This window comes from Glutamicibacter sp. NPDC090743, assembly GCF_044769125.1.
GTDB lineage: Bacteria > Actinomycetota > Actinomycetes > Actinomycetales > Micrococcaceae > Glutamicibacter.
Map to the genome: position 1 here is coordinate 260,586 of NZ_JBIVXE010000005.1, position 17,497 is coordinate 278,082.

18 protein-coding genes and 1 tRNA gene are annotated in these 17,497 nt (G+C 62.3%); 11 read left to right on the forward strand and 8 right to left on the reverse strand.

Annotated elements, in window-relative coordinates; translation table 11 throughout:
• Nucleotides 1-24 precede the first annotated feature (24 nt).
• From ACIQTS_RS12110 to ACIQTS_RS12130, 5 genes are all read left to right on the forward strand, one after another.
• Nucleotides 25-1,278 (forward strand): M24 family metallopeptidase, encoded by a 1,254-nt coding sequence (locus ACIQTS_RS12110; protein WP_402473525.1) that lies wholly within the window; start codon nt 25-27, stop codon nt 1,276-1,278.
• 193 nt (nt 1,279-1,471) lie between these two features.
• A complete protein-coding gene (locus tag ACIQTS_RS12115; RefSeq protein ID WP_402473526.1) occupies nt 1,472-2,824 on the forward strand; it encodes an MFS transporter in 1,353 nt (450 codons plus the stop codon).
• A 31-nt stretch (nt 2,825-2,855) separates the two neighbouring features.
• Nucleotides 2,856-3,629, forward strand: a complete 774-nt coding sequence (locus tag ACIQTS_RS12120) for an IclR family transcriptional regulator (RefSeq protein ID WP_365943705.1) — start codon at nt 2,856-2,858, stop codon at nt 3,627-3,629.
• A gap of 2 nt (nt 3,630-3,631) precedes the next feature.
• The gene (locus tag ACIQTS_RS12125; protein WP_402473527.1) at nt 3,632-3,967 is read left to right on the forward strand and encodes a cupin domain-containing protein; all 336 of its coding nucleotides are present in this window, start codon (nt 3,632-3,634) and stop codon (nt 3,965-3,967) included.
• Nucleotides 3,968-4,105: 138 nt separating this feature from the next.
• Entirely contained in the window at nt 4,106-4,693 is a 588-nt protein-coding gene (locus tag ACIQTS_RS12130) for an NADPH-dependent FMN reductase (protein ID WP_365943707.1), read from the forward strand.
• Nucleotides 4,694-4,709: 16 nt separating this feature from the next.
• Here the strand turns inward: ACIQTS_RS12130 and ACIQTS_RS12135 are convergent, their stop codons facing one another.
• A complete protein-coding gene (locus tag ACIQTS_RS12135) occupies nt 4,710-5,282 on the reverse strand; it encodes a dihydrofolate reductase family protein (protein WP_402473528.1) in 573 nt (190 codons plus the stop codon).
• Nucleotides 5,283-5,415: 133 nt separating this feature from the next.
• Nucleotides 5,416-5,491, reverse strand: a tRNA-Ala gene (locus ACIQTS_RS12140).
• Between the two features lie 190 nt (nt 5,492-5,681).
• Between ACIQTS_RS12140 and ACIQTS_RS12145 the strand changes: the two genes are divergently transcribed.
• Nucleotides 5,682-6,107, forward strand: coding sequence for a VOC family protein (locus ACIQTS_RS12145; RefSeq protein ID WP_332731479.1), 426 nt, complete (start codon nt 5,682-5,684; stop codon nt 6,105-6,107).
• An 8-nt stretch (nt 6,108-6,115) separates the two neighbouring features.
• Here ACIQTS_RS12145 and ACIQTS_RS12150 read toward each other — a convergent pair whose 3' ends face one another.
• On the reverse strand, nt 6,116-7,342 hold the full coding sequence (locus tag ACIQTS_RS12150) for an MFS transporter (RefSeq protein ID WP_402473529.1): 1,227 nt from the start codon (nt 7,340-7,342) through the stop codon (nt 6,116-6,118).
• A gap of 208 nt (nt 7,343-7,550) precedes the next feature.
• Between ACIQTS_RS12150 and ACIQTS_RS12155 the strand changes: the two genes are divergently transcribed.
• The gene (locus ACIQTS_RS12155) at nt 7,551-8,429 is read left to right on the forward strand and encodes an endonuclease/exonuclease/phosphatase family protein (RefSeq protein ID WP_365943712.1); all 879 of its coding nucleotides are present in this window, start codon (nt 7,551-7,553) and stop codon (nt 8,427-8,429) included.
• On the opposite strand, the gene ACIQTS_RS12160 is transcribed toward ACIQTS_RS12155, so the two are convergent.
• On the reverse strand, nt 8,426-9,100 hold the full coding sequence (locus ACIQTS_RS12160) for an alpha-ketoglutarate-dependent dioxygenase AlkB family protein (protein ID WP_402473530.1): 675 nt from the start codon (nt 9,098-9,100) through the stop codon (nt 8,426-8,428). The two genes, ACIQTS_RS12155 and ACIQTS_RS12160, sit on opposite strands and share 4 nt — an antisense overlap.
• Before the next feature lie 290 nt (nt 9,101-9,390).
• Here ACIQTS_RS12160 and cobA point away from each other — a divergent pair, with 290 nt between their 5' ends.
• The 4 genes from cobA to ACIQTS_RS12180 all read left to right on the forward strand — a co-directional run bounded on the left by cobA (nt 9,391) and on the right by ACIQTS_RS12180 (nt 13,440).
• Complete coding sequence (cobA, locus tag ACIQTS_RS12165) at nt 9,391-10,410, forward strand: uroporphyrinogen-III C-methyltransferase (RefSeq protein ID WP_402473531.1); 1,020 nt, start codon at nt 9,391-9,393, stop codon at nt 10,408-10,410.
• Nucleotides 10,410-11,510, forward strand: coding sequence for a uroporphyrinogen-III synthase (locus ACIQTS_RS12170; protein WP_402473532.1), 1,101 nt, complete (start codon nt 10,410-10,412; stop codon nt 11,508-11,510). The genes cobA and ACIQTS_RS12170 overlap by 1 nt, the downstream gene beginning before the upstream one ends.
• 46 nt (nt 11,511-11,556) lie before the next feature.
• Nucleotides 11,557-12,465, forward strand: a complete 909-nt coding sequence (locus ACIQTS_RS12175; protein ID WP_402473533.1) for a carbohydrate kinase — start codon at nt 11,557-11,559, stop codon at nt 12,463-12,465.
• Nucleotides 12,466-12,666: 201 nt separating this feature from the next.
• Nucleotides 12,667-13,440 carry an IclR family transcriptional regulator gene (locus ACIQTS_RS12180; RefSeq protein ID WP_105656353.1) on the forward strand — a complete coding sequence of 258 codons (774 nt, stop codon included), beginning with the start codon at nt 12,667-12,669 and terminating at the stop codon, nt 13,438-13,440.
• A 7-nt stretch (nt 13,441-13,447) separates the two neighbouring features.
• Here ACIQTS_RS12180 and ACIQTS_RS12185 read toward each other — a convergent pair whose 3' ends face one another.
• Genes ACIQTS_RS12185 through ACIQTS_RS12200 form a run of 4 tightly spaced genes read right to left on the reverse strand, consistent with a single transcriptional unit; the run spans nt 13,448 to nt 17,421 of the window.
• Nucleotides 13,448-14,458, reverse strand: a complete 1,011-nt coding sequence (locus tag ACIQTS_RS12185; RefSeq protein WP_402473534.1) for a sugar phosphate isomerase/epimerase family protein — start codon at nt 14,456-14,458, stop codon at nt 13,448-13,450.
• A gap of 13 nt (nt 14,459-14,471) precedes the next feature.
• A complete protein-coding gene (locus ACIQTS_RS12190; RefSeq protein ID WP_402473535.1) occupies nt 14,472-15,578 on the reverse strand; it encodes a Gfo/Idh/MocA family protein in 1,107 nt (368 codons plus the stop codon).
• A gap of 18 nt (nt 15,579-15,596) precedes the next feature.
• Nucleotides 15,597-16,436: a carbohydrate ABC transporter permease gene (locus ACIQTS_RS12195; RefSeq protein WP_105656351.1), complete on the reverse strand. Its 840-nt coding sequence runs from the start codon at nt 16,434-16,436 to the stop codon at nt 15,597-15,599.
• Nucleotides 16,429-17,421, reverse strand: coding sequence for a carbohydrate ABC transporter permease (locus tag ACIQTS_RS12200; protein ID WP_105656350.1), 993 nt, complete (start codon nt 17,419-17,421; stop codon nt 16,429-16,431). The genes ACIQTS_RS12195 and ACIQTS_RS12200 overlap by 8 nt, the downstream gene beginning before the upstream one ends.
• Between the last annotated feature and the right edge of the window lie 76 nt (nt 17,422-17,497).

A 17,497-nucleotide genomic window follows, 5' to 3' on the forward strand; every position in this document is an offset into this window, starting at 1 on the left:
GATTTCTTACAAGGAGCCACAACCATGACTACCGCCAACATCGCCACGAACGTTTCCGAACTGGCCCGCCTGAAGACCCTGCACAACGGATCCAAGCAGCAGCTGACCTTCTCGGATGCGGAGTTCGAACGCCGCCTGGCCGGCCTGCGCCAGATCATGGCAGCCAAGTCCCTGGACGCAGTCATCCTGACCAGCTACCACGGCATCAAGTACTACTCGGACTTCCTGTACACCACCTTCGGTCGCAAGTACGCGCTGGTGGTCACCCAGACCAACTCCACCACCGTCACCGCGAACATCGACGCCGGCATGCCATGGCGCACCAGCTACGGCGAGAACATCGTGTACACCGACTGGAAGCGCGACAACTTCTTCTACGGCCTGCAGGAAGCACTCAAGCGCGATGGAGTGAAGGCCTCGCGCATCGGCGTGGAAGACGACTTCCTGCCGGGCCTGACCCGCGAGAAGATCGCCGCCGCCTTCGACGGTGCCGCACTGGTAGACGTCTCCCAGGATGCCATGCGCCAGCGCATGATCAAGTCCGCCGAGGAAATCGAGGTCATCAAGCACGGTGCACGCATCGGCGACCTGGGCGGCGAAGCCATCAAGGCAGCGATCCGCGAAGGCATCAGCGAATACGAAGTAGCGTTGATCGGAACCGAAGCCATGGTGCACGAGATTGCCAAGACCTTCCCGCACCGCGAAGTGCGCGACACCTGGGTCTGGTTCCAGTCCGGGATCAACACCGACGGCGCCCACAACTGGGCCACCACCCGCAAGCTTCAGCGCGGGGACATCCTCTCGCTGAACTGCTTCCCGATGACCTCGGGCTACTACACCGCGCTGGAGCGCACCTTGTTCCTCGGTGAGCCAGATGCACGCAGCTTGGAACTGTGGAACGTCAACGTCGAGGTCCACAAGCGGGGCCTGGAACTGATCAAGCCGGGCGCAGTCTGCAAGGACATCGCCGCAGAGCTGAACGAAATCTTCATCTCGCACAACTTGCTGCCGAACCGCACCTTCGGCTACGGCCACTCCTTCGGCGTCCTCTCGCACTACTACGGCCGCGAAGCAGGCCTGGAACTGCGCGAAGACATCGACACCGTCTTGGAGCCGGGCATGGTCGTTTCGATGGAGCCAATGATCACCGTCGCCGATGGCGAGCCAGGTGCCGGCGGCTACCGCGAGCACGACATCCTCGTGATCGGCGAGGATGGCGGAGTCGAGAACATCACCAAGTTCGGCTTCGGCCCGGAGAACAACATCATCGACGCGTAAGCGCAACCGATCACCGTGGGGCAGGGCCCAATACCCTGCCCCACGGCTGCTTTAGCCATCTGGGGCGCAGCAAGCAGGGGGCTGTGCCTAGAACCGAAGACCACCCACCGGTCTGTCGAAACACTTCATCATTCCAGCGGCATCAAAGCCAGGACTGGCCAAAGCCGTTGCCCTCCAGAGGCGGTTTCACCCCATGAACCATTCCAGCAATTCCCCACTGCAAGCTCCCACCGGAACCACGGCCGCAGCGGCCCCCTGCGTGTCCCAGTCCCGCACCATTGACGCGAAGACCCGCCGCAAGGTGATCGCTGCCAGCTTCATCGGCAACTTCGTGGAATGGTTCGACTACGCGGCCTACGGCTACTTCGCCGTCACAATCGCCGCCGTATTCTTCCCCAGCGACGACCCCCAAGCTGGTCTGCTGATGACTTTCGGGGTATTCGCCATCTCGTTCCTGGTCCGTCCTGTAGGCGGGTTCATTTGGGGGCATCTGGGCGACAAGATCGGCCGGCGTGAAGCCCTGTCGTGGTCGATCCTGCTGATGACCGGTGCCACCTTCTGCATAGCGCTGCTCCCCGGCTACGCATCCATCGGTTTTGGCGCGCCCCTGCTGCTCCTGGCCCTGCGTCTGGTCCAGGGCTTCTCTGCCGCCGGCGAGTATGCCGGCGCCTCCGCCTTCCTGGTCGAGTACGCGCCGGCCAACCGGCGCGGCCTGTACGCGGCAGTGGTTCCGGCGAGCACTGCCACCGGCCTGCTCTTCGGCTCACTGATGGCCGCCGGGCTGACCGTGTTGCTGTCAACCGGGGATCTGGAGTCCTGGGGATGGCGCATACCGTTCTTGCTGGCCGCGCCCATGGGGCTCATTGGCCGCTATATCCGCACCAAGCTGGAGGATTCGCCAGCTTTCCTTGAAGCGTCCGAGTCCTCCACTCCTGAGGGATCCCCGGTCGGGTCGTTGCTGAAGAACCACTGGCGCCAGCTGGTCCAGGCTGCGGGTGCGGTGCTGCTGAACGCCGTGGGGTTCTATGTCATCCTTTCCTACATGCCGACCTATCTATCCGAAGAGCTCGGACTGGACGCCACCCGTTCCTACCTGGCAACGACCGTTGCGCTGTTGACCTACGTCGGTTTCATCTTTATCACGGGCATGCTTTCGGATCGTTTCGGACGCAAGCGCATCTTGATCAGCGCATCGATTCTGTTCATCCTGTTCACCGTTCCTGCCTTCATGGCTTTGGAATCAGGAAACTTCCTGGTCATTGTCTTGGTCCAGATCCTGCTCGGCGCGATGCTCACGCTCAACGACGGCACCCTTCCGAGCTATCTCGCGGAAATGTTCCCCACCAAGGTCCGCTATTCCGGCTTCGCAGTGTCGTTCAACCTCTCAAATGCATTGTTTGGCGGAACCGCGCCATTCGTGGCCACATTACTGATTGCCACTAGCGGCAACGTCCTTGCCCCCGGCTGGTACTTGATGGGCGCAGCAGTGATTTCGCTGGTGGCGGTGGCCTGCTCGGTCGAAACCAGCCGTAAACCATTGGTTTGAGCCGTAGGATAGTAGCAACTCAGGAGGGGAAATGACTGAAATTCGCAGCGAAACCCGAGGCGCCTCGGTGATTGTCAACGTGCTCGATGTGCTCCGTTGCTTCACCGTTGAGCGCCCGTTAGTCGGCGTCACCGAAATCGCAGATCAGGTTGGTCTCCACAAATCCAGCGTCTCGCGCATTCTGGCCACCCTTGAGCAGGAACGCGTTGTGGATAGAGACGAGGAAACCCGCAAGTACCGCTTGGGTGTCGGCCTGATTGCCATTGCCGGTCCATTGCTTGCGAACCTGGATGTGCGGCAGGTGGCTTACCCTCTTCTGGAAGATCTTCGTGAAGCGACCGGCGAGACCGCTGTACTGAATATCTGGGACGGCAACGAGTCGATTTCGGTCGAACAACTGCCTTCTACCCACCTGGTCAAGCACACTTCGGTCATGGGGTCGCGTTACCGTTCGGGACTGAGCGCTACCGTGCAGGTATTCCTCGCCAATGAGGATCCAGTACGCCGCGCGGAGCTGATCTCCAGTGGAGAGATCGATCTTGCAGGCACAGCCCCCACCGAATACCAAGCACGTCTGAATCTTGTGCGCGAGCGCGGCTACGCGGTCAACTACGGCGAGACTTCCGCCGAGGAGGTCGGAGTGGCCGCAGGCATCCTCGACCACCGCGGTGAACTCGTAGCCTGCGCCATGACTGCCGCTCCGTTCTACCGCATCGGCGCCGATGAGCTGGAGCAGCTCTGCTCCAGCACCCGCACCGCAGCAAGGCGAATCAGCACCAGGCTGGGATACCAGGCGGAAAGTTAGCCATGGACCCGTTTGAAGCGCGCGATGCCCATGCCTTCGACTACGGTATGCACGAAGGGTCAGCTATGAAAGTCAGCCACCACTTCGCCGGGCATACCGGGATGCCAGTAGCCATCCAGACCTGGGTGATCGAGCCAGGCGGATTCGAGGGCTTCCATCGCCACGAGGGCGAGAGTGCTTCCCAGGAGTTCTACCAAGTGCGAGAGGGTCGGGCGCTGATGCGGGTCGGCGAGCACGATAACGAGCTCGGTCCCGGTGGCAGCATACTGGCCGACGCCGGAGCGGACCACGGCCTGCGCAATACCGGCGGCACTGGCCTGCGCGTGCTCACGCTTTAGGCCCCGCCACGCAAAGCCGACTTCTCAGCCTTCGGCTCGCAGCAGATTACCCAGCGCGGTCAACCAGGCGGACTGGCTTAGCTGGGAGTTTGCCCGAGTGCCTTTTGCCACCCCTCGCCCCGGTGCTGAAGTGGTTCCATGGATTACAACATCGGCTATTTCGTCGGTTCGCTCGCCACGAACTCCATCAACCGCGTCCTGTCCAAGGCCCTGATAGCCCTAGCACCTGAAAACCTCAGTTTCACGGAAATCCCGATCAGCGATCTGCCCTTGTATAGCGCTGACTACGATGACAATTATCCCGAAGCCGGGACCGCGCTCAAGTCCGCCATCGAGGCTTCGGACGGCCTGCTATTCATCAGCCCGGAGTACAACCGTTCAATTCCCGGTGCGCTGAAAAATGCCATCGACTGGGGTTCGAGGCCCTGGGGCTCCAACTCTTTCGCCCGTAAGCCCACGGGCCTGCTCGGCGCTTCGGTCGGAGCCATCGGCACTGCGGTCATGCAGTCCAGCATGCGCAGCGTCCTCAGCTTCCTGGATGCCCCGCAGCTGAACTCCCCCGAGGTCTACCTGCAGTACCGTCCCGAAGACTTCGGCGAGGACGGGAGCATCAGCAACCCGGACACTGAGAAGTTCTTGGCCCACTACATGGGCGAATATGCGGCGTTCGTTGAGCGTGTGCTCGATGCGACAGCTGCGGGTCATATCGGAGACGAAGGTATGTAGCCGCCTCCAACGTCCACTAGACGCGCGAGTACTCGGCAAGACAGACTCCGGAGGCAAAAGCCTGCATGTTCTCCAGCCTCCAGCGATCCGGGGCATACCCTGTGTCCCCGAAGAGCCTGATACCCGACCCGAACATCACCGGCTGCACCTTCAGGGCCAACCTGTCGATGTCCGGCCGGAGCCTGGCGGCCAATTGCCCTCCGCCGCACAGCCAGATGCCGTCACCCGGTTGGGATTTGAGTTCCCCGATGACCTCTCGCGGATCCGCACTGCTGAACTGCACCTCTTGGCTTCCTGGAGGTGAAGAGTGCTCGCGCGTGAAAACAATCTGTCTCAGATGCGAGTACGGGCTAGGCAGTGCTGGCAAGCCGACAGCGTAGGTATTCCATCCCATCAGCACCGTATCGAAAGGGCACCCCTCGATAGGCAGTCCAGCCGACTCTGCCAGCTGGGTCGGCGCGGTGCCGCGGTAGCGGTCCCAGATGGGCGCCGCATGGTCGCCAGCCACCGCGAATGCATCGAATTCGCCGTGAGGACCGGCAATGTACCCGTCCAAGCTCACTGCAACGAAGTAGGTTAGTTCTCTCATTGATTCTCCCTTGGCTCGAAGACGGAATCGTCTGGGAAGTTGAGCCAACCCTACAGCATGGCCTGTTGGGAACTTGGGAGAATGCAAAAAACCGGGAAACATCATTTCTGATGTTTCCCGGTTTTTTTCTATTTGGTGGAGGTAAGGGGATTCGAACCCCTGACCTTCTGCATGCCATGCAGACGCGCTACCAACTGCGCCATACCCCCAAACGAGGTGATTCCAGTGGCTTGTAGAACCCCTGAACCGAGATAAAACTTTACCGGAGCACTGCCGAAAACTCCAAATCGGCTGTTCGAGACGCTGGTCACAATCCTCTATTCACACGGTGCTCCCCAAGTGGAAGAATATGGGTCGGGACCTGCCGGCCCCACCCATTCCTTCGAAAGGCGCAATCCCATGACCATCGGACTGACCCCATACCTGCGTTTCGCCGGAGACGCCAAAGAAGCTATGGAGTTCTACCACCAGGTACTCGGTGGCGAGCTTTCCATGATGACCTTCCAAGAAGGCATGAATGACAATAATCCGGCCGTTGCCGACCAGATTATGCACTCCTCGCTATTCGTTGAACGCGGCCTGCACTTCATGGCCTCGGACACCCCGCCTGAAATGGACGTCCGGGGCAATGGCGTGATCGCGCTAAGCAGCGACGGGACGGCCGGAGCCGACGCGGAGACCCTGACCCGGTGGTGGGAAGGATTGGGCGAAGGCGGCCAGATCAACATGCCATTGGAGCGGGCCCCGTGGGGCGACTCCTTTGGCGAGCTGCGCGACAAGTTCGGCGTGGTCTGGATGTTCAACATCACCGCGGTGACCAGCTAGCCGAAGCGCTAGTGGGTGCGCGCCTGCTCGCGGGCTTCCAAAGCTTCGCGGCCTACGAGCAGGCCCACCTTCTTCGCGCGGATCTGGGTGATCCACGCGATCAGCAGGCCCAAGGCGGCCAGGCCAGCGCCGACCACAGATGGGGCGCGGAAGCCGTAACCGGCGGCAATCACCGCGGCACCCAGGGCGGCGCCCAGCGCGTTGGCAACATTCAGCGCCGAGTGGTTCAGCGAGGCAGCCAGCGACTGCGCATGCGGGGCCGAATCCATCAGCAGCGTCTGCAACGCAGGGATCAGCAAGGAACCCACCGCGCCCATCACGAAGACCATGATCATCGTCGGAACCACCCAGCTCGTCACGGCAGCGAAAATCAGCATGGTGGCGATCATGAAAACGGAAGAAAGCTTGATCGCGCCGAAGATCGACCAGTCGGCAAGCCTGCCACCGGCCAGCGAACCAACGACCATGCCTACGCCATAGAGCGCCAAAGCCAGCGGCACCAGCTCAATTGACAGTCCTGCTTCTTCGGTCAGCGTGGGCGAAATGTACGAGTACACCGCGAAGAATCCGCCGAAGCCGACAATGCCGGTGAGCATCGCCAGCCACACCTGGGCACTCTTCAAGGCGGTCAGCTCGCGGCGGATGCTCGCCCCGGCATCGGTCTTGCGCCATGGGACGAACAAGCTAATCAGCACAGCGGTCAACACGCCGATCGCAGTGACGATCAGGAACATCGAACGCCAGCCGTATTCCTGGCCGAGCCGGGTCACCAACGGGACACCGGCAACGTTGGCCACCGAAAGCCCGAGCATCACCCAGGCAATGGCGCGTCCGCGCATTGTGGCCGGAACCAGGCTGCCGGCAAGCACCCCGGCCAGCCCGAAGTAGGCCCCATGCGGCAGGCCTGCAAGGAAGCGGGTCACCAGCATGGTGTTGTAGTCCGGAGCGAAGAATGAGGAGAGGTTGGCGAGCGTGAAGAAGAGAATCAGCAGCTGCACCGCACGCTTGCGCGGGATCTTGGCAGCCAGCGCAGTGAGCACCGGGGCGCCCACCACCACGCCGATTGCGTAGGCGCTGATCATCAGGCCCATCTGCGCATAGCCCACTTCCAGATCAGCGGCGCCTTCCTGGAGCAAGCCCATCATGGCAAACTCCGTGACACCGATGCCGACGCCGCCCATGGCCAAGGCAATAATTGCCAGCAGTAGTTTTCCGCCAGATACATAGGCAGTCATTCAATTTCTCAATTCATGGCAGGGTCTTGGGAAGCGGCTCCCTCGGCGCTCTTATCCATCGTAGTGACTGCATCGGGCGACAGTGGCAATCCCCGAGCGGAAAATTACGAATCCCACAGTATTTTGTGCCACTGTATTAAGTCCTATGCCTCATTCATCGCACCATCGCCTGTCGACCTCGCGAATAATCGCGAGGTTCTTCTTTGTCATGCTCTGTCTCGCGCTGGCCGGGCTAATGGTGTTCCACCAGCAGATCCCCGATGTCCTGGGTCTCGGATTGATCGTCGATAACCTGGCCCCGTGGATGGGCCTCGGAATTCCAGTGCTCTTGCTGATGGCCTTGGTGGTGCGCGGACGCATCAGCTTCATCGGCCTGCTCGTACCGGTCGTTGTTTGGGCTGTGCTCTTCGGGCCGGCGTTCCTGCCTTCGGACCGGCGCGCACCAGAAGCTTCCTTGCTGGTTGCCACGCAAAACGTCCACGAGTCTGCGGGCGTGCAGGCTGCCCGCGAATTGGCAGCCAACGGCGCGCAGGTCATCACCCTGCAGGAAATCGGTGAAGGCCAGGAGCCGGAAATCACCGCCGAGCTCGCCCAATCCCACCCTTACAGCTACATGGTCAGCACCGTAGGCGTGTGGAGCGCCTATCCGCTGAAGAATCCAGAGCCCCTGGATCTGGGCCTGGGTTGGGACCGCGCGTTGCGGGTGGACGTGGCCAGCGAAAAAGGGGATGTCCGCCTGTACGCTGTGCATGCGGCGTCGGCCAGGCCTACCGGCCATCACGAGCGGGACATGATGCTTGCTTCCTTGGCCGGCTACCTCGCCGATGACGATTCTCCGAGGATCGTTGCCGCCGGAGACTTCAACGCCACCAGCTCCGACCGCCACTTCGCGCCGGTCGCTAACCAGCTGGAGGAAGCCCACTACAGCGACTGGGGCTTGGCCCTGACCTGGCCGCGGTCCCTGTTCCCGATGCTCGGCATCGATCATGTGATGCTGCGCGGCGTCGAATCAGCAGGCCTGGAGCGGCTGGAAATCGCCGATTCCGATCATTACGCGCTCTCTGCCACGATCGACCTGGGGAACTAGTTCGCTTCCAGCCCGGTCTGGCGCAGCGTGATGTTAATGCGTCCGCCGCCAAGGCCCAGGCCTGCAGGCGCGGTCCCGGCATGGATCTTGCTCACCCCGTGATAGGCGAAGCGTGAGGGGCCGTCGAAGACGAACAGGTCCCCCGAAGCCAGCCGGATCTCTTGCCATGGCCGGTTGCGGTTCTCGGTATTGCCCAGGCGGAATGTTGCCGAATCGCCGATGGACAGCGAAACCACGGGGGCGTTGATGCGCTCTTGCGCATCCTGGTGCATGCCCATGGCGGCCTGCACGTCGTAGTAGTTCACGATAGCCGCATCGGGCTGGTAGTCCTGCGCGCGCTGCAGGTCACCAGTAGCTTCTACGACCGCCTGCTTGCCCAAGCGGACCAGCCAGTCTTCCATGGGCGCCACTGATTGCCCGTCCAGGTCGTCAGCGGTCTTGGAGTAGCGGTTCGGGCTCCAATGCCACCCCAGGCACAAGCTCTGCACGCTCATTGGATGGCCGTTGACGGCTGTGCGGTGCGGCGGAACAGGCCCGCTGCCCCATTCGAAGAAGCGCCGGACGATCCACTGCTGCGCGGGCGCGTCCAGCCACCCCGGCAAGTGCCAGGCTCCTGGGCGCAAGGCTCCCCCGGTACGGGGCAGTGCACTGTCGTCGAACAGGGATTCCATGTTCCCAGCGTGCCCGTTGCAGGCAGAGCTCGGCAAGTCTCCCGCGTATTCGCTCACTGAACTTTGCAAGATCAGCCAGGCCAGTGCCTCGCAACAATATTTACATTAGAGACTTTGTGTTTCGTCTTACCCTCGCGAACATTTCGAAAAGGTTAACCTTTACTCGAATTATTGCGCTTGAAACATTTGCGATACCTCCGGGAAAACCTGGGGGCCTAGGCTGGGTGCATCCACTAGTTCAAGGAGAATCCCATGTCACCCCTAGAAACTCGAGCAGAATCAAGGAAACCATGATTGGCATCGACCTCGAACTGCGCGGATGCACTGTGCTGATCGCTGGAAATAAATCCGGGAGCAAAAATACTGCGCTGCGCTTCCAGGCGGAGGGCGCCACGGTGCTCACCGCCGACGGGCCCTTCCAGGCAATACAGTTGCTGGAACAAGCCGGCCTGCTGGTGATCTGCGATGCCGAACCGCTGCGCTTCGCCTCGGTGGTGCAGGCAGCGCGCATTCCCGTCATGCACCTGGGACCAGCGACCCGGGCCGGATCCATCACCCTGCTCGGTGGCGGCCCCGGCGCACTGGACCTGCTGACCCTGCGCGGCGTGCGGGCCCTGGCCGAAGCAGAAGTCGTCTTCGCCGACAGGCTCGGTCCCGCAGCGCACCTGCCCGCTCTCGCACCGCAAGCTCAAATCGTGGACGTCGGCAAGCTTCCCGGACACCACAAGCTCACCCAACGGGATATCGAAGCCCTGATGATCGAAGCGGCCCGCGGTGGCGCTGCCGTAGTCCGGCTCAAGGGCGGAGATCCCTTCGTCTTCGGCCGCGGCTTCGAAGAAATCGCGGCCGCTACCGCTGCGGGCATCCCGATCAGCGTCATCCCGGGACTGAGCTCGTGCATCACCGTGCCTGCAGCAGCCGGCATCCCGGTCACCGCCCGCGGGGTGAACACCATGTTCACCGTGGTCTCGGCCCACGATCCACTCAGCGATGCGCAGCTTGACCACCTGGCCAAGCTGGGCGGAAGCATCGTGATCCTGATGGGCATGGGCACCATCGAGCAGACCGTCGCCGGGCTGCACCGGGTCGGCATGGACCCGCAAATGCCATGCGCCATCGTCGAATCCGGCACCACCGACATCCAGCGCACCAGCTGCACACGGCTAGCCCATCTCGCCGAAACAGCCCGCGGCCATTCCAATCCTGCAGTCATTGTCATCGGTGAAGTCGCTGGACTGCCGGCCACGCTGGTGAACGCGGCAGCGCAAGAAGAGCCGACCGCGCTGGCAGCGCAATTGGAAGTGGCCTGATGAGCAGCCCCAAACCCTTGGCCGGCTTCCGGCTGGCCGTCACCAGCGACCGCCGTTCCGCAGAACTCATCGAAGCCTTCGAACGCCGCGGCGCCGAGGTGACCCATACTCCGCTGCTCCAGCTCGCCCCGCTGGACGACGAGCAGCAACTGATCGCCCAAACGCAAAAGCTGATTGAGGTCCGTCCGCAGGTAGCCGTCATTACAACCGCCTACGGACTGCGCCGCTGGGTTGATACCTCCGAGGCTGCCGGCATTGGCGACGAGCTGCTGGCAGCGCTCGGGCAGGCGCAGCTCTACGTCCGCGGGGCCAAAGCCCATGGCGCCGTCAAGGCGCTGGGCCTGGAGCCGGCCGCCGTGGCCAAGGACGGGCGCAGCGCCTCCATGCTGGAACTGCTGGAGGGCAAGCTCCAGGGCGCCACCGTCGCCTTGCAGCTTCATGCCGATTCCGACCATGGAATGCCCCAGAGCCTGCGCGAGCTGGGCGCTCGCCGGGTGCTGAAGGTGGAGCCCTACCGCTGGCAGGACACCATCAGCGATAGCGGGATTTCGGCTTTGGTGGAGGGCCTGTGCGCCGCCCACTTCGACGCGGTGACCTTCACCAGCGCGCCGAGCGTGCACGCGCTGTTCGCCGCTGCCAAGGCGCGCAATCGCTTGCCCGCCCTGCTGCGCTCACTGGCCGAGCGCGTCGCAGTGGCCACCGTTGGACCGGTGACCGCTGCCCCGCTGATCGAGGCGGGCATCTGCCCGCTGGTTCCCGAGCGCCATCGCATGGGTGCCATGATCGGCCAGCTCGTGGAGCATCTGGCCTCGCTGGGCACGTTGCAGGCGCAAACAGTCCACGGCCAGGTGCAGCTGCGCGGTCGCACCCTCTCAGTCCAGGACGAAAACTGCGAGTTGACGCCCGGGCAGGCTGAATTGGTGCGGGCGCTGATCGAGGCCGGCGGCAGCGTCCTCTCCCGCGACGAGCTGGGGGCCGCGCTTCCGGAAGCCAGTTCCAAGCATGCCTTGGATATGACCCTGAGCCGGCTGCGCAAGGCGTTGCCGCAACCGGAAATCATCGCCACGGTCATCAAACGTGGGTACAGGCTGAACGTATGATCGCCCCGATGGGCTTTTTCCCTCCGGGTTACGTAGGATCGATGTCATGGTTAATATTCAGGTTGCCGGTGAAGCCCTAGTCGATATCGTCGATGGTGTGGCGCATCCCGGCGGTTCCCCGATGAATGTTGCTGTTGGACTCGGCCGATTGGGCCACGAAGTCCTGCTCCAGACGGACATCGGCGATGACGAGCATGGCCGGCTGATCGCCGAACATGTGGCGGCCTCAGGCGTTCAGCTCGCAGCCGGATCGCACACCGATGCGCAGACTTCCAGCGCCACCGTCGTGCTGGACGAGTCCGGAGATGCCAACTACGAGTTCCAGCTGAACTGCAAATTGCAGAGCATGGCTTCGACCCAAGCCACCTTGTTCCATTCAGGATCCGTTGCAGCATTCCAGGGTCCGAGTGCCGCTCGAATCCATGAGGCTTTCGAGGCTTCCCCACCGGGCCAGATCCTGAGCTTCGATCCGAACCTGCGCCCGGAGCTGGTCGAGGACCGGGCAGAATCGGTCAAGCAGATCGAGAAGCTGGCCGGACGGGCGGATATCGTCAAGCTCAGTGACGAAGACGCCCTGTGGCTCTATCCGGGATGGGACACCAATCGCATCCTGGAGCACTTCTTGGAGCGCGGGGCGTCGCTAGCGATCATTACCTTCGGCGCACGCGGAGCCGAGGCCCGGACCAGGCAAAGCGAGGTCATGGTTCCCTCGATTTCGGTGCGTACCGTAGATACGGTCGGCGCCGGTGATGCGTTCATGGCCGGGCTGCTCCACGCCATCTTGGACAGCTCGCTGGCCAAGTCCCTTCGCGATGGCACGCAGCTGGACAGCGTCGAGCTGGAGAAGGTCATGCAGATCGCTTCGGTGTGCGCGGGAATCACCGTGTCGCGCGCCGGGGCGAATCCTCCAACCCTTGACGAGCTGAATCATTTCCTCAGTTCCACGACGCGCTAGACCTTTCATTTCTGGCCGATAGTCGCTGGGATCTCCGCCTGGAATGGCGCTGATCCCAGCGACTATTTATTTCATTCGTTGTGGGTGACTTGCATTATCCGCCGGCAGCCAGCCCAGCAGCCTGGACTATCGAAGGAAACGGCAGACCAGGTTGCTAGAGTTCCTTGCAGAGCACTATGCACGATTCATTGAGGAGGCCCCATGGGCAGCAAGGTTCCAGCGGCCGATAACACCTTGCGGATCCTCAGGTTGCTGGCCAGCCGGAAGACCCCGACTCCGGCGGCAATGATCGCCACGTTGCTGGAGCTTCCTCGATCCAGTGTCTACCAGCTGCTGAACGTGATGCTGGAGCACGGATTCATCACCCACTATCCAGAGGACAAATCCTATGGTCTGGGGGTCTCCGCTTTTGAGCTTTCCAGCGCCTATACCCGCCAGGAACCGCTGGCACGGCTGGGTGCCCCGCTGATTGCCCAGCTGGTCGACAAGGTCGGCGAAAGCGCCCACCTGGCCGTGCTGCATGGTTCCGATGTTCTCTACATTGTCGAAGAACGCGCCAAGGGCCGGCCATCCTTGGTCACCGACGTGGGTGTTCGCCTGCCTTCGCACCTGACCGCATCCGGCAGGGCAATTCTCGCCGCGCTGCCCAAATCCCAGGTGCGCGCGCTCTACCCCGGTACCGCCAGCTTCACGGAGCGCGTGGCCGAGTCATCGATCTCCAGCTACTCGCAGTTGCGCCGCGAGCTGGACCAGAGCACGCAGCGCGGCTATGCCGTAGAGCGCGGAGATGTCACCCCGGATTTCCACTCGCTCGCGGTAGAAATCCGGGATTCCAGCGATTGGCCGGTGGCCGCCGTTGCTGTCACCTTCCTGGCCGATCGTGTCCCCGAAGAGCAGTGGGAGACTCTCCTGCTGCAGATCCGCGCCACTGCTTCGGTGATTACCTCGCGGGTGCAGGGCAAGCGTCCATCCTAGCCAGGTGCTACTGGTTCGAGAATGCCGCGTCGAAGGACGCTTCGGGGCGTTTGAACAGGAGGCTGCGGATGTAGCCCACAGCTTCCTTCGCACCGTGCAAGCGGTCCATTCCCGCGTCTTCCCATTCGATGGAGATGGGGCCCTTGTACCCGTGGAAGTCCAGTGCGCGGAAGGCATCTTCCCAGTTGATGTCTCCGTGGCCGGTGGAGACGAAGTCCCAGCGCCGGCGGGGATCGCCCCACGGGAGATGGGAACCCAGGATGCCATTGCGCCCGTTGGGATGATGCATCCGGGTGTCCTTGCAATCCACGTGGTAGATGCGGTCGGCGAAGTCGGTGATGAATGCGACCGGGTCGATGCCCTGCCAGAACATATGGCTGGGATCCCAATTCAGCCCGAACGCTTCGCGGTGGCCGATTGCTTCCATGGTGCGCACGGTGGTCCAGTGATCGTAGGCGATCTCGGATGGGTGCACCTCCAGGGCGAACTTCACCCCCTGCTCATCGAATTCGTCCATGATCGGATTCCAGCGATCCGCGAAGTCCTCGTAGCCTGCATCGATGACCTCGCCCGGAACCGGCGGGAACATGGCGACGTACTGCCAGATCTTCGAGCCGGTAAAGCCAACCACTACATCGGCATCGAGCTTGCGGGCGACGCGGGCCGAGCGCTTCATGTCCTCGGCGGCCCGCTGGCGGACGCCTTCCCCATCCCCATCGCCCCAGACATAGTCGCGCAGGATGGCCTGGTGGCGGAAGTCGATGGGATCATCGCAGACAGCCTGGCCGCCCAGGTGGTTGGAGATCGCCCAGGCTTTCAGCCCGTATTTGTCCAGGATTTCCAGCCGCGACTGGAGGTAGGCCGGATCCTCGTCGGCACGCTTGAGGTCCAGGTGGTCACCGCTGGCTGCGATTTCCAATCCGTCATAACCCCATTCTGAAGCCAGCCGGGCGACTTCTTCAAAGGGCATATCAGCCCACTGGCCGGTGAAAAGCGTCACTGGATGCGTCGCGTTCATGGTGGTTTCTCCTCTAGTCATCGGTGTCGATCCAGTCCCCGGAATCAGCCGATTCCAGAACGGCATCGGTCAAGCGGCAGGCGCGGGCGCCATCGGCAAAAGTTGGAAGCCCTTCGGGCGCTTCGCCACGGATCGCCGCGTAGGTGTCGGCCACGAAAGCGGCGAAAGCATCAAGGTAGCCCATCGGGTGTCCTGCAGGGACCACCGACAAGCGTGCGGCATCGGGACTGAGGTCAGCGGCCTGGCGGGACAGGATCGAGGACATGTCGGGTTTGCCGATCCACAGTTCTTCCGGTTTTTCCTGCTTGAATTCCAGCGCCGACCGGTCTCCGGACAGCTCGATGGTCAAGGCGTTCTTCCGGCCGGCGTTGACCTGTGACACCATCAGCGTGCCGATGGCTCCCGAAGCCATCTGCACAATCAAGGCGGCAGCATCCTCGGTATCGACGTCCACGGCGCCCCGCTGCTTGTGGGCAATGGAGGTGGTCGCGTTCAGCCGAACGATCCGCTCCCCCGCAATGAATTCCAGCAGATCCACCAGATGCGAACCGATGTCCGCGAAGGCCCGCGAAGGTCCGCCTTTGTCCGGTTCTACCCGCCAGTTGCTGTCGCTGACCGTATGCATCCAGTCTTGCAGGTACTGGCCACGCACGGTCAGCAGCCGGCCAAGTTTCCCTTCCTGCACGTGGGCCCGGGCCTGCCGCACCATGGGGTGGTAGCGGTAGACGAACGGCACCGAAGCCACGGCCCGGGAACGCGATGCCAGCAATGCCAGCTCGCCGGCTTCCCGGGCGCTGGTCGCCAGCGGCTTCTCGCAAACAACGGACAGGCCAGCTGCCAGTGCAGCGGCTGCCTGCTCGGCATGCAACGCATTGGGCGAGGTGACATGCACGGCGTCGCATTGGGCGAGCAGCGCTTCGACGCTGCCGAAACCGGGCACGCCCAGGGCGGCTGACGCTTGGCGGGTGGATTGCTCGCCGTTGGACCGCACCCCGATGAGCTGGGCGCCTGCCCGGCGGATCGCATCGGCGTGGGTCCGGGCCATGAAGCCGCCGCCGATGACGCCGACCTTCAGTTCCTGCATGGCCGGTGCAGCCTGCTGGCTGTTCAACTGGGACATGTAATTCCTTGTCTTTTCTTACTTGACCGCGCCGGAGGACAAGCCTGCGACCAGGTGCCGTTGCGCGAAGAGGAAACCGACCAGCACCGGAATCGATACCACCACCGAGGCGGCCATCATCTGGTTCCAGTACACATCGGTCTGCGAAGCGTAGGCCTGCAAGCCGATGGACAGCGTCCTGGTGTCCGAATTGGTGAGCACACTGGCGAAGAGCACTTCGCTCCAGGAAGTGATGAAACAGTAGACCGACACCGCGATGATCCCCGGGCGTGCTACCGGCAAGACCACCTTGAGCAGTGCGCCGAGCCGGCCAAGTCCATCGACCATGGCCGCCTCTTCCAGTTCCTTGGGCATGGCGGCAAAGAAGCCGGTGAGCATCCAGATGGAGAATGGCAGGGAGAACGTCATGTAGGTGACGATCAGCCCCAGGTAGGTTCCGTTCAGCTGCAGTCCCACGGCACGCTCCAGCTGGGTGAAGATCAAGAAGAGCGGCAGCAGGAACAGGATGCCGGGGAACATCTGGGTGGAGAGCACGATCAGCCGGAAGGACCGTGCCCCGCGGAAGTCGAAGCGCGAGAGCGCATAGGCGGCCAGGATCGCGATGGAAACCGAGAGGATGGTGGCGCTGATGGTCACGATCAACGAGTTGGCGAAGTACTTGCCCAGCGGCACCGTGGTCCAGATATCCAGGTACGGGGCCAGCGTGATTTCCGAGGGAATCCACTCGAAGGCGCCGCGCACATCCTTGAGGGGCTTGATGGAGGTCGTGAGCACCACGTAGAGCGGCAGCACGATGATCAGGGTGATGAAGGCTAGTCCGAAAACTCGCAGGATGCGGAAGCCGCGGGTCTCAATCATCGATGCTCTTTCCCTTCGGCATGACAAGTCGGATGTAGAACGCTGAGACGATCAGCAGGGCAATCAGCAGGACGACGCTCAAGGCGCCACCCACGCCGAAGTTCCAGTTGTTGAAGGACTGCTGGTAGATCAACGGGGAAATCAGGGTTGCTTCTTCCGGGGACACCGGGCCGAAGAGCAGGTAGGGGATGTCGAACTGGTTGAACACCCACAGTCCCAGCATCAAAAGCAGCACCACGTTGGCGTGCTTGATCATTGGCAGGGTGATCCTGGTGAACTGCTTCCACAGGCTGGCTCCATCCAGGGAAGCGGCTTCATAGACTTCGTTCGGGATGGATTGCAGGGCGGCCAGCAGCATCAGGAAAGCGAAAGGCCAGAATTGCCAGACGGCGACAACCACCATGACAAAGAAGGAATTCCCGCCCAATAGCCAGAACGGCCCTTCCTCCAGGATCCCGAGGTCTTCGACCAGGAAGCGGTTGACCATGCCATCGCGCTGGTTGAACATGAACGCCCAGGCGATGGTGGTGACGTAGCTTGGCAGTGCGTAGGGCACCAGGAACAGGGTGCGGAAGAATCCGTTGCTGCGGAATTTGGATGCCAGCAAGACCGCGGCGAAAATGCCAAGGCTCCAGGCGATTGCCACTACCAGGAAGGTGAACAGGAAGGTGCGCCCGAGGGCGTCGAAGAATTGGGAACCGATCGGACCGTTGGGGTCCAGCGCGGTGGTGAAGTTCTGCAGTCCCACGAACGGGGCCTTGACCCAGTTGGCAATGGAGAACTGGGTCAGCGAGAGGAAGGCGATCCATACGCCGAGCAGCATCGGGATGATGTGGATCAGCAGTTCCAGGAATGCTGCGGGAGCTGAGAGCGCATAGGGGAAGAACCGGTCGCGCTTGATTGAACTGCGCTTGATCGCCCTTGAAGCGTCGCGGGGCTTGAGCGGTTCGCTGATTCGAGGCGGTGTCTGGGCTGGCGCCGACATTCGGTCTCCTTTCATGAAAACGAATTTGGGTGCTGCAACTGGCCGCGGGGGCGCAAGGAGGTCCGCTCCCGCGGCC

Bases quoted from the DNA above. Each gene is read 5' to 3' on its own strand.
- ACIQTS_RS12110 (WP_402473525.1), top strand. From the start codon at position 25: ATGACTACCGCCAACATCGCCACGAACGTTTCCGAACTGGCCCGCCTG.
- ACIQTS_RS12115 (WP_402473526.1), top strand. From the start codon at position 1,472: ATGAACCATTCCAGCAATTCCCCACTGCAAGCTCCCACCGGAACCACG.
- ACIQTS_RS12120 (WP_365943705.1), top strand. From the start codon at position 2,856: ATGACTGAAATTCGCAGCGAAACCCGAGGCGCCTCGGTGATTGTCAAC.
- ACIQTS_RS12125 (WP_402473527.1), top strand. From the start codon at position 3,632: ATGGACCCGTTTGAAGCGCGCGATGCCCATGCCTTCGACTACGGTATG.
- ACIQTS_RS12130 (WP_365943707.1), top strand. From the start codon at position 4,106: ATGGATTACAACATCGGCTATTTCGTCGGTTCGCTCGCCACGAACTCC.
- ACIQTS_RS12135 (WP_402473528.1), bottom strand. From the start codon at position 5,282: ATGAGAGAACTAACCTACTTCGTTGCAGTGAGCTTGGACGGGTACATT.
- ACIQTS_RS12145 (WP_332731479.1), top strand. From the start codon at position 5,682: ATGACCATCGGACTGACCCCATACCTGCGTTTCGCCGGAGACGCCAAA.
- ACIQTS_RS12150 (WP_402473529.1), bottom strand. From the start codon at position 7,342: ATGACTGCCTATGTATCTGGCGGAAAACTACTGCTGGCAATTATTGCC.
- ACIQTS_RS12155 (WP_365943712.1), top strand. From the start codon at position 7,551: ATGCTCTGTCTCGCGCTGGCCGGGCTAATGGTGTTCCACCAGCAGATC.
- ACIQTS_RS12160 (WP_402473530.1), bottom strand. From the start codon at position 9,100: ATGGAATCCCTGTTCGACGACAGTGCACTGCCCCGTACCGGGGGAGCC.
- cobA (WP_402473531.1), top strand. From the start codon at position 9,391: ATGATTGGCATCGACCTCGAACTGCGCGGATGCACTGTGCTGATCGCT.
- ACIQTS_RS12170 (WP_402473532.1), top strand. From the start codon at position 10,410: ATGAGCAGCCCCAAACCCTTGGCCGGCTTCCGGCTGGCCGTCACCAGC.
- ACIQTS_RS12175 (WP_402473533.1), top strand. From the start codon at position 11,557: ATGGTTAATATTCAGGTTGCCGGTGAAGCCCTAGTCGATATCGTCGAT.
- ACIQTS_RS12180 (WP_105656353.1), top strand. From the start codon at position 12,667: ATGGGCAGCAAGGTTCCAGCGGCCGATAACACCTTGCGGATCCTCAGG.
- ACIQTS_RS12185 (WP_402473534.1), bottom strand. From the start codon at position 14,458: ATGAACGCGACGCATCCAGTGACGCTTTTCACCGGCCAGTGGGCTGAT.
- ACIQTS_RS12190 (WP_402473535.1), bottom strand. From the start codon at position 15,578: ATGTCCCAGTTGAACAGCCAGCAGGCTGCACCGGCCATGCAGGAACTG.
- ACIQTS_RS12195 (WP_105656351.1), bottom strand. From the start codon at position 16,436: ATGATTGAGACCCGCGGCTTCCGCATCCTGCGAGTTTTCGGACTAGCC.
- ACIQTS_RS12200 (WP_105656350.1), bottom strand. From the start codon at position 17,421: ATGTCGGCGCCAGCCCAGACACCGCCTCGAATCAGCGAACCGCTCAAG.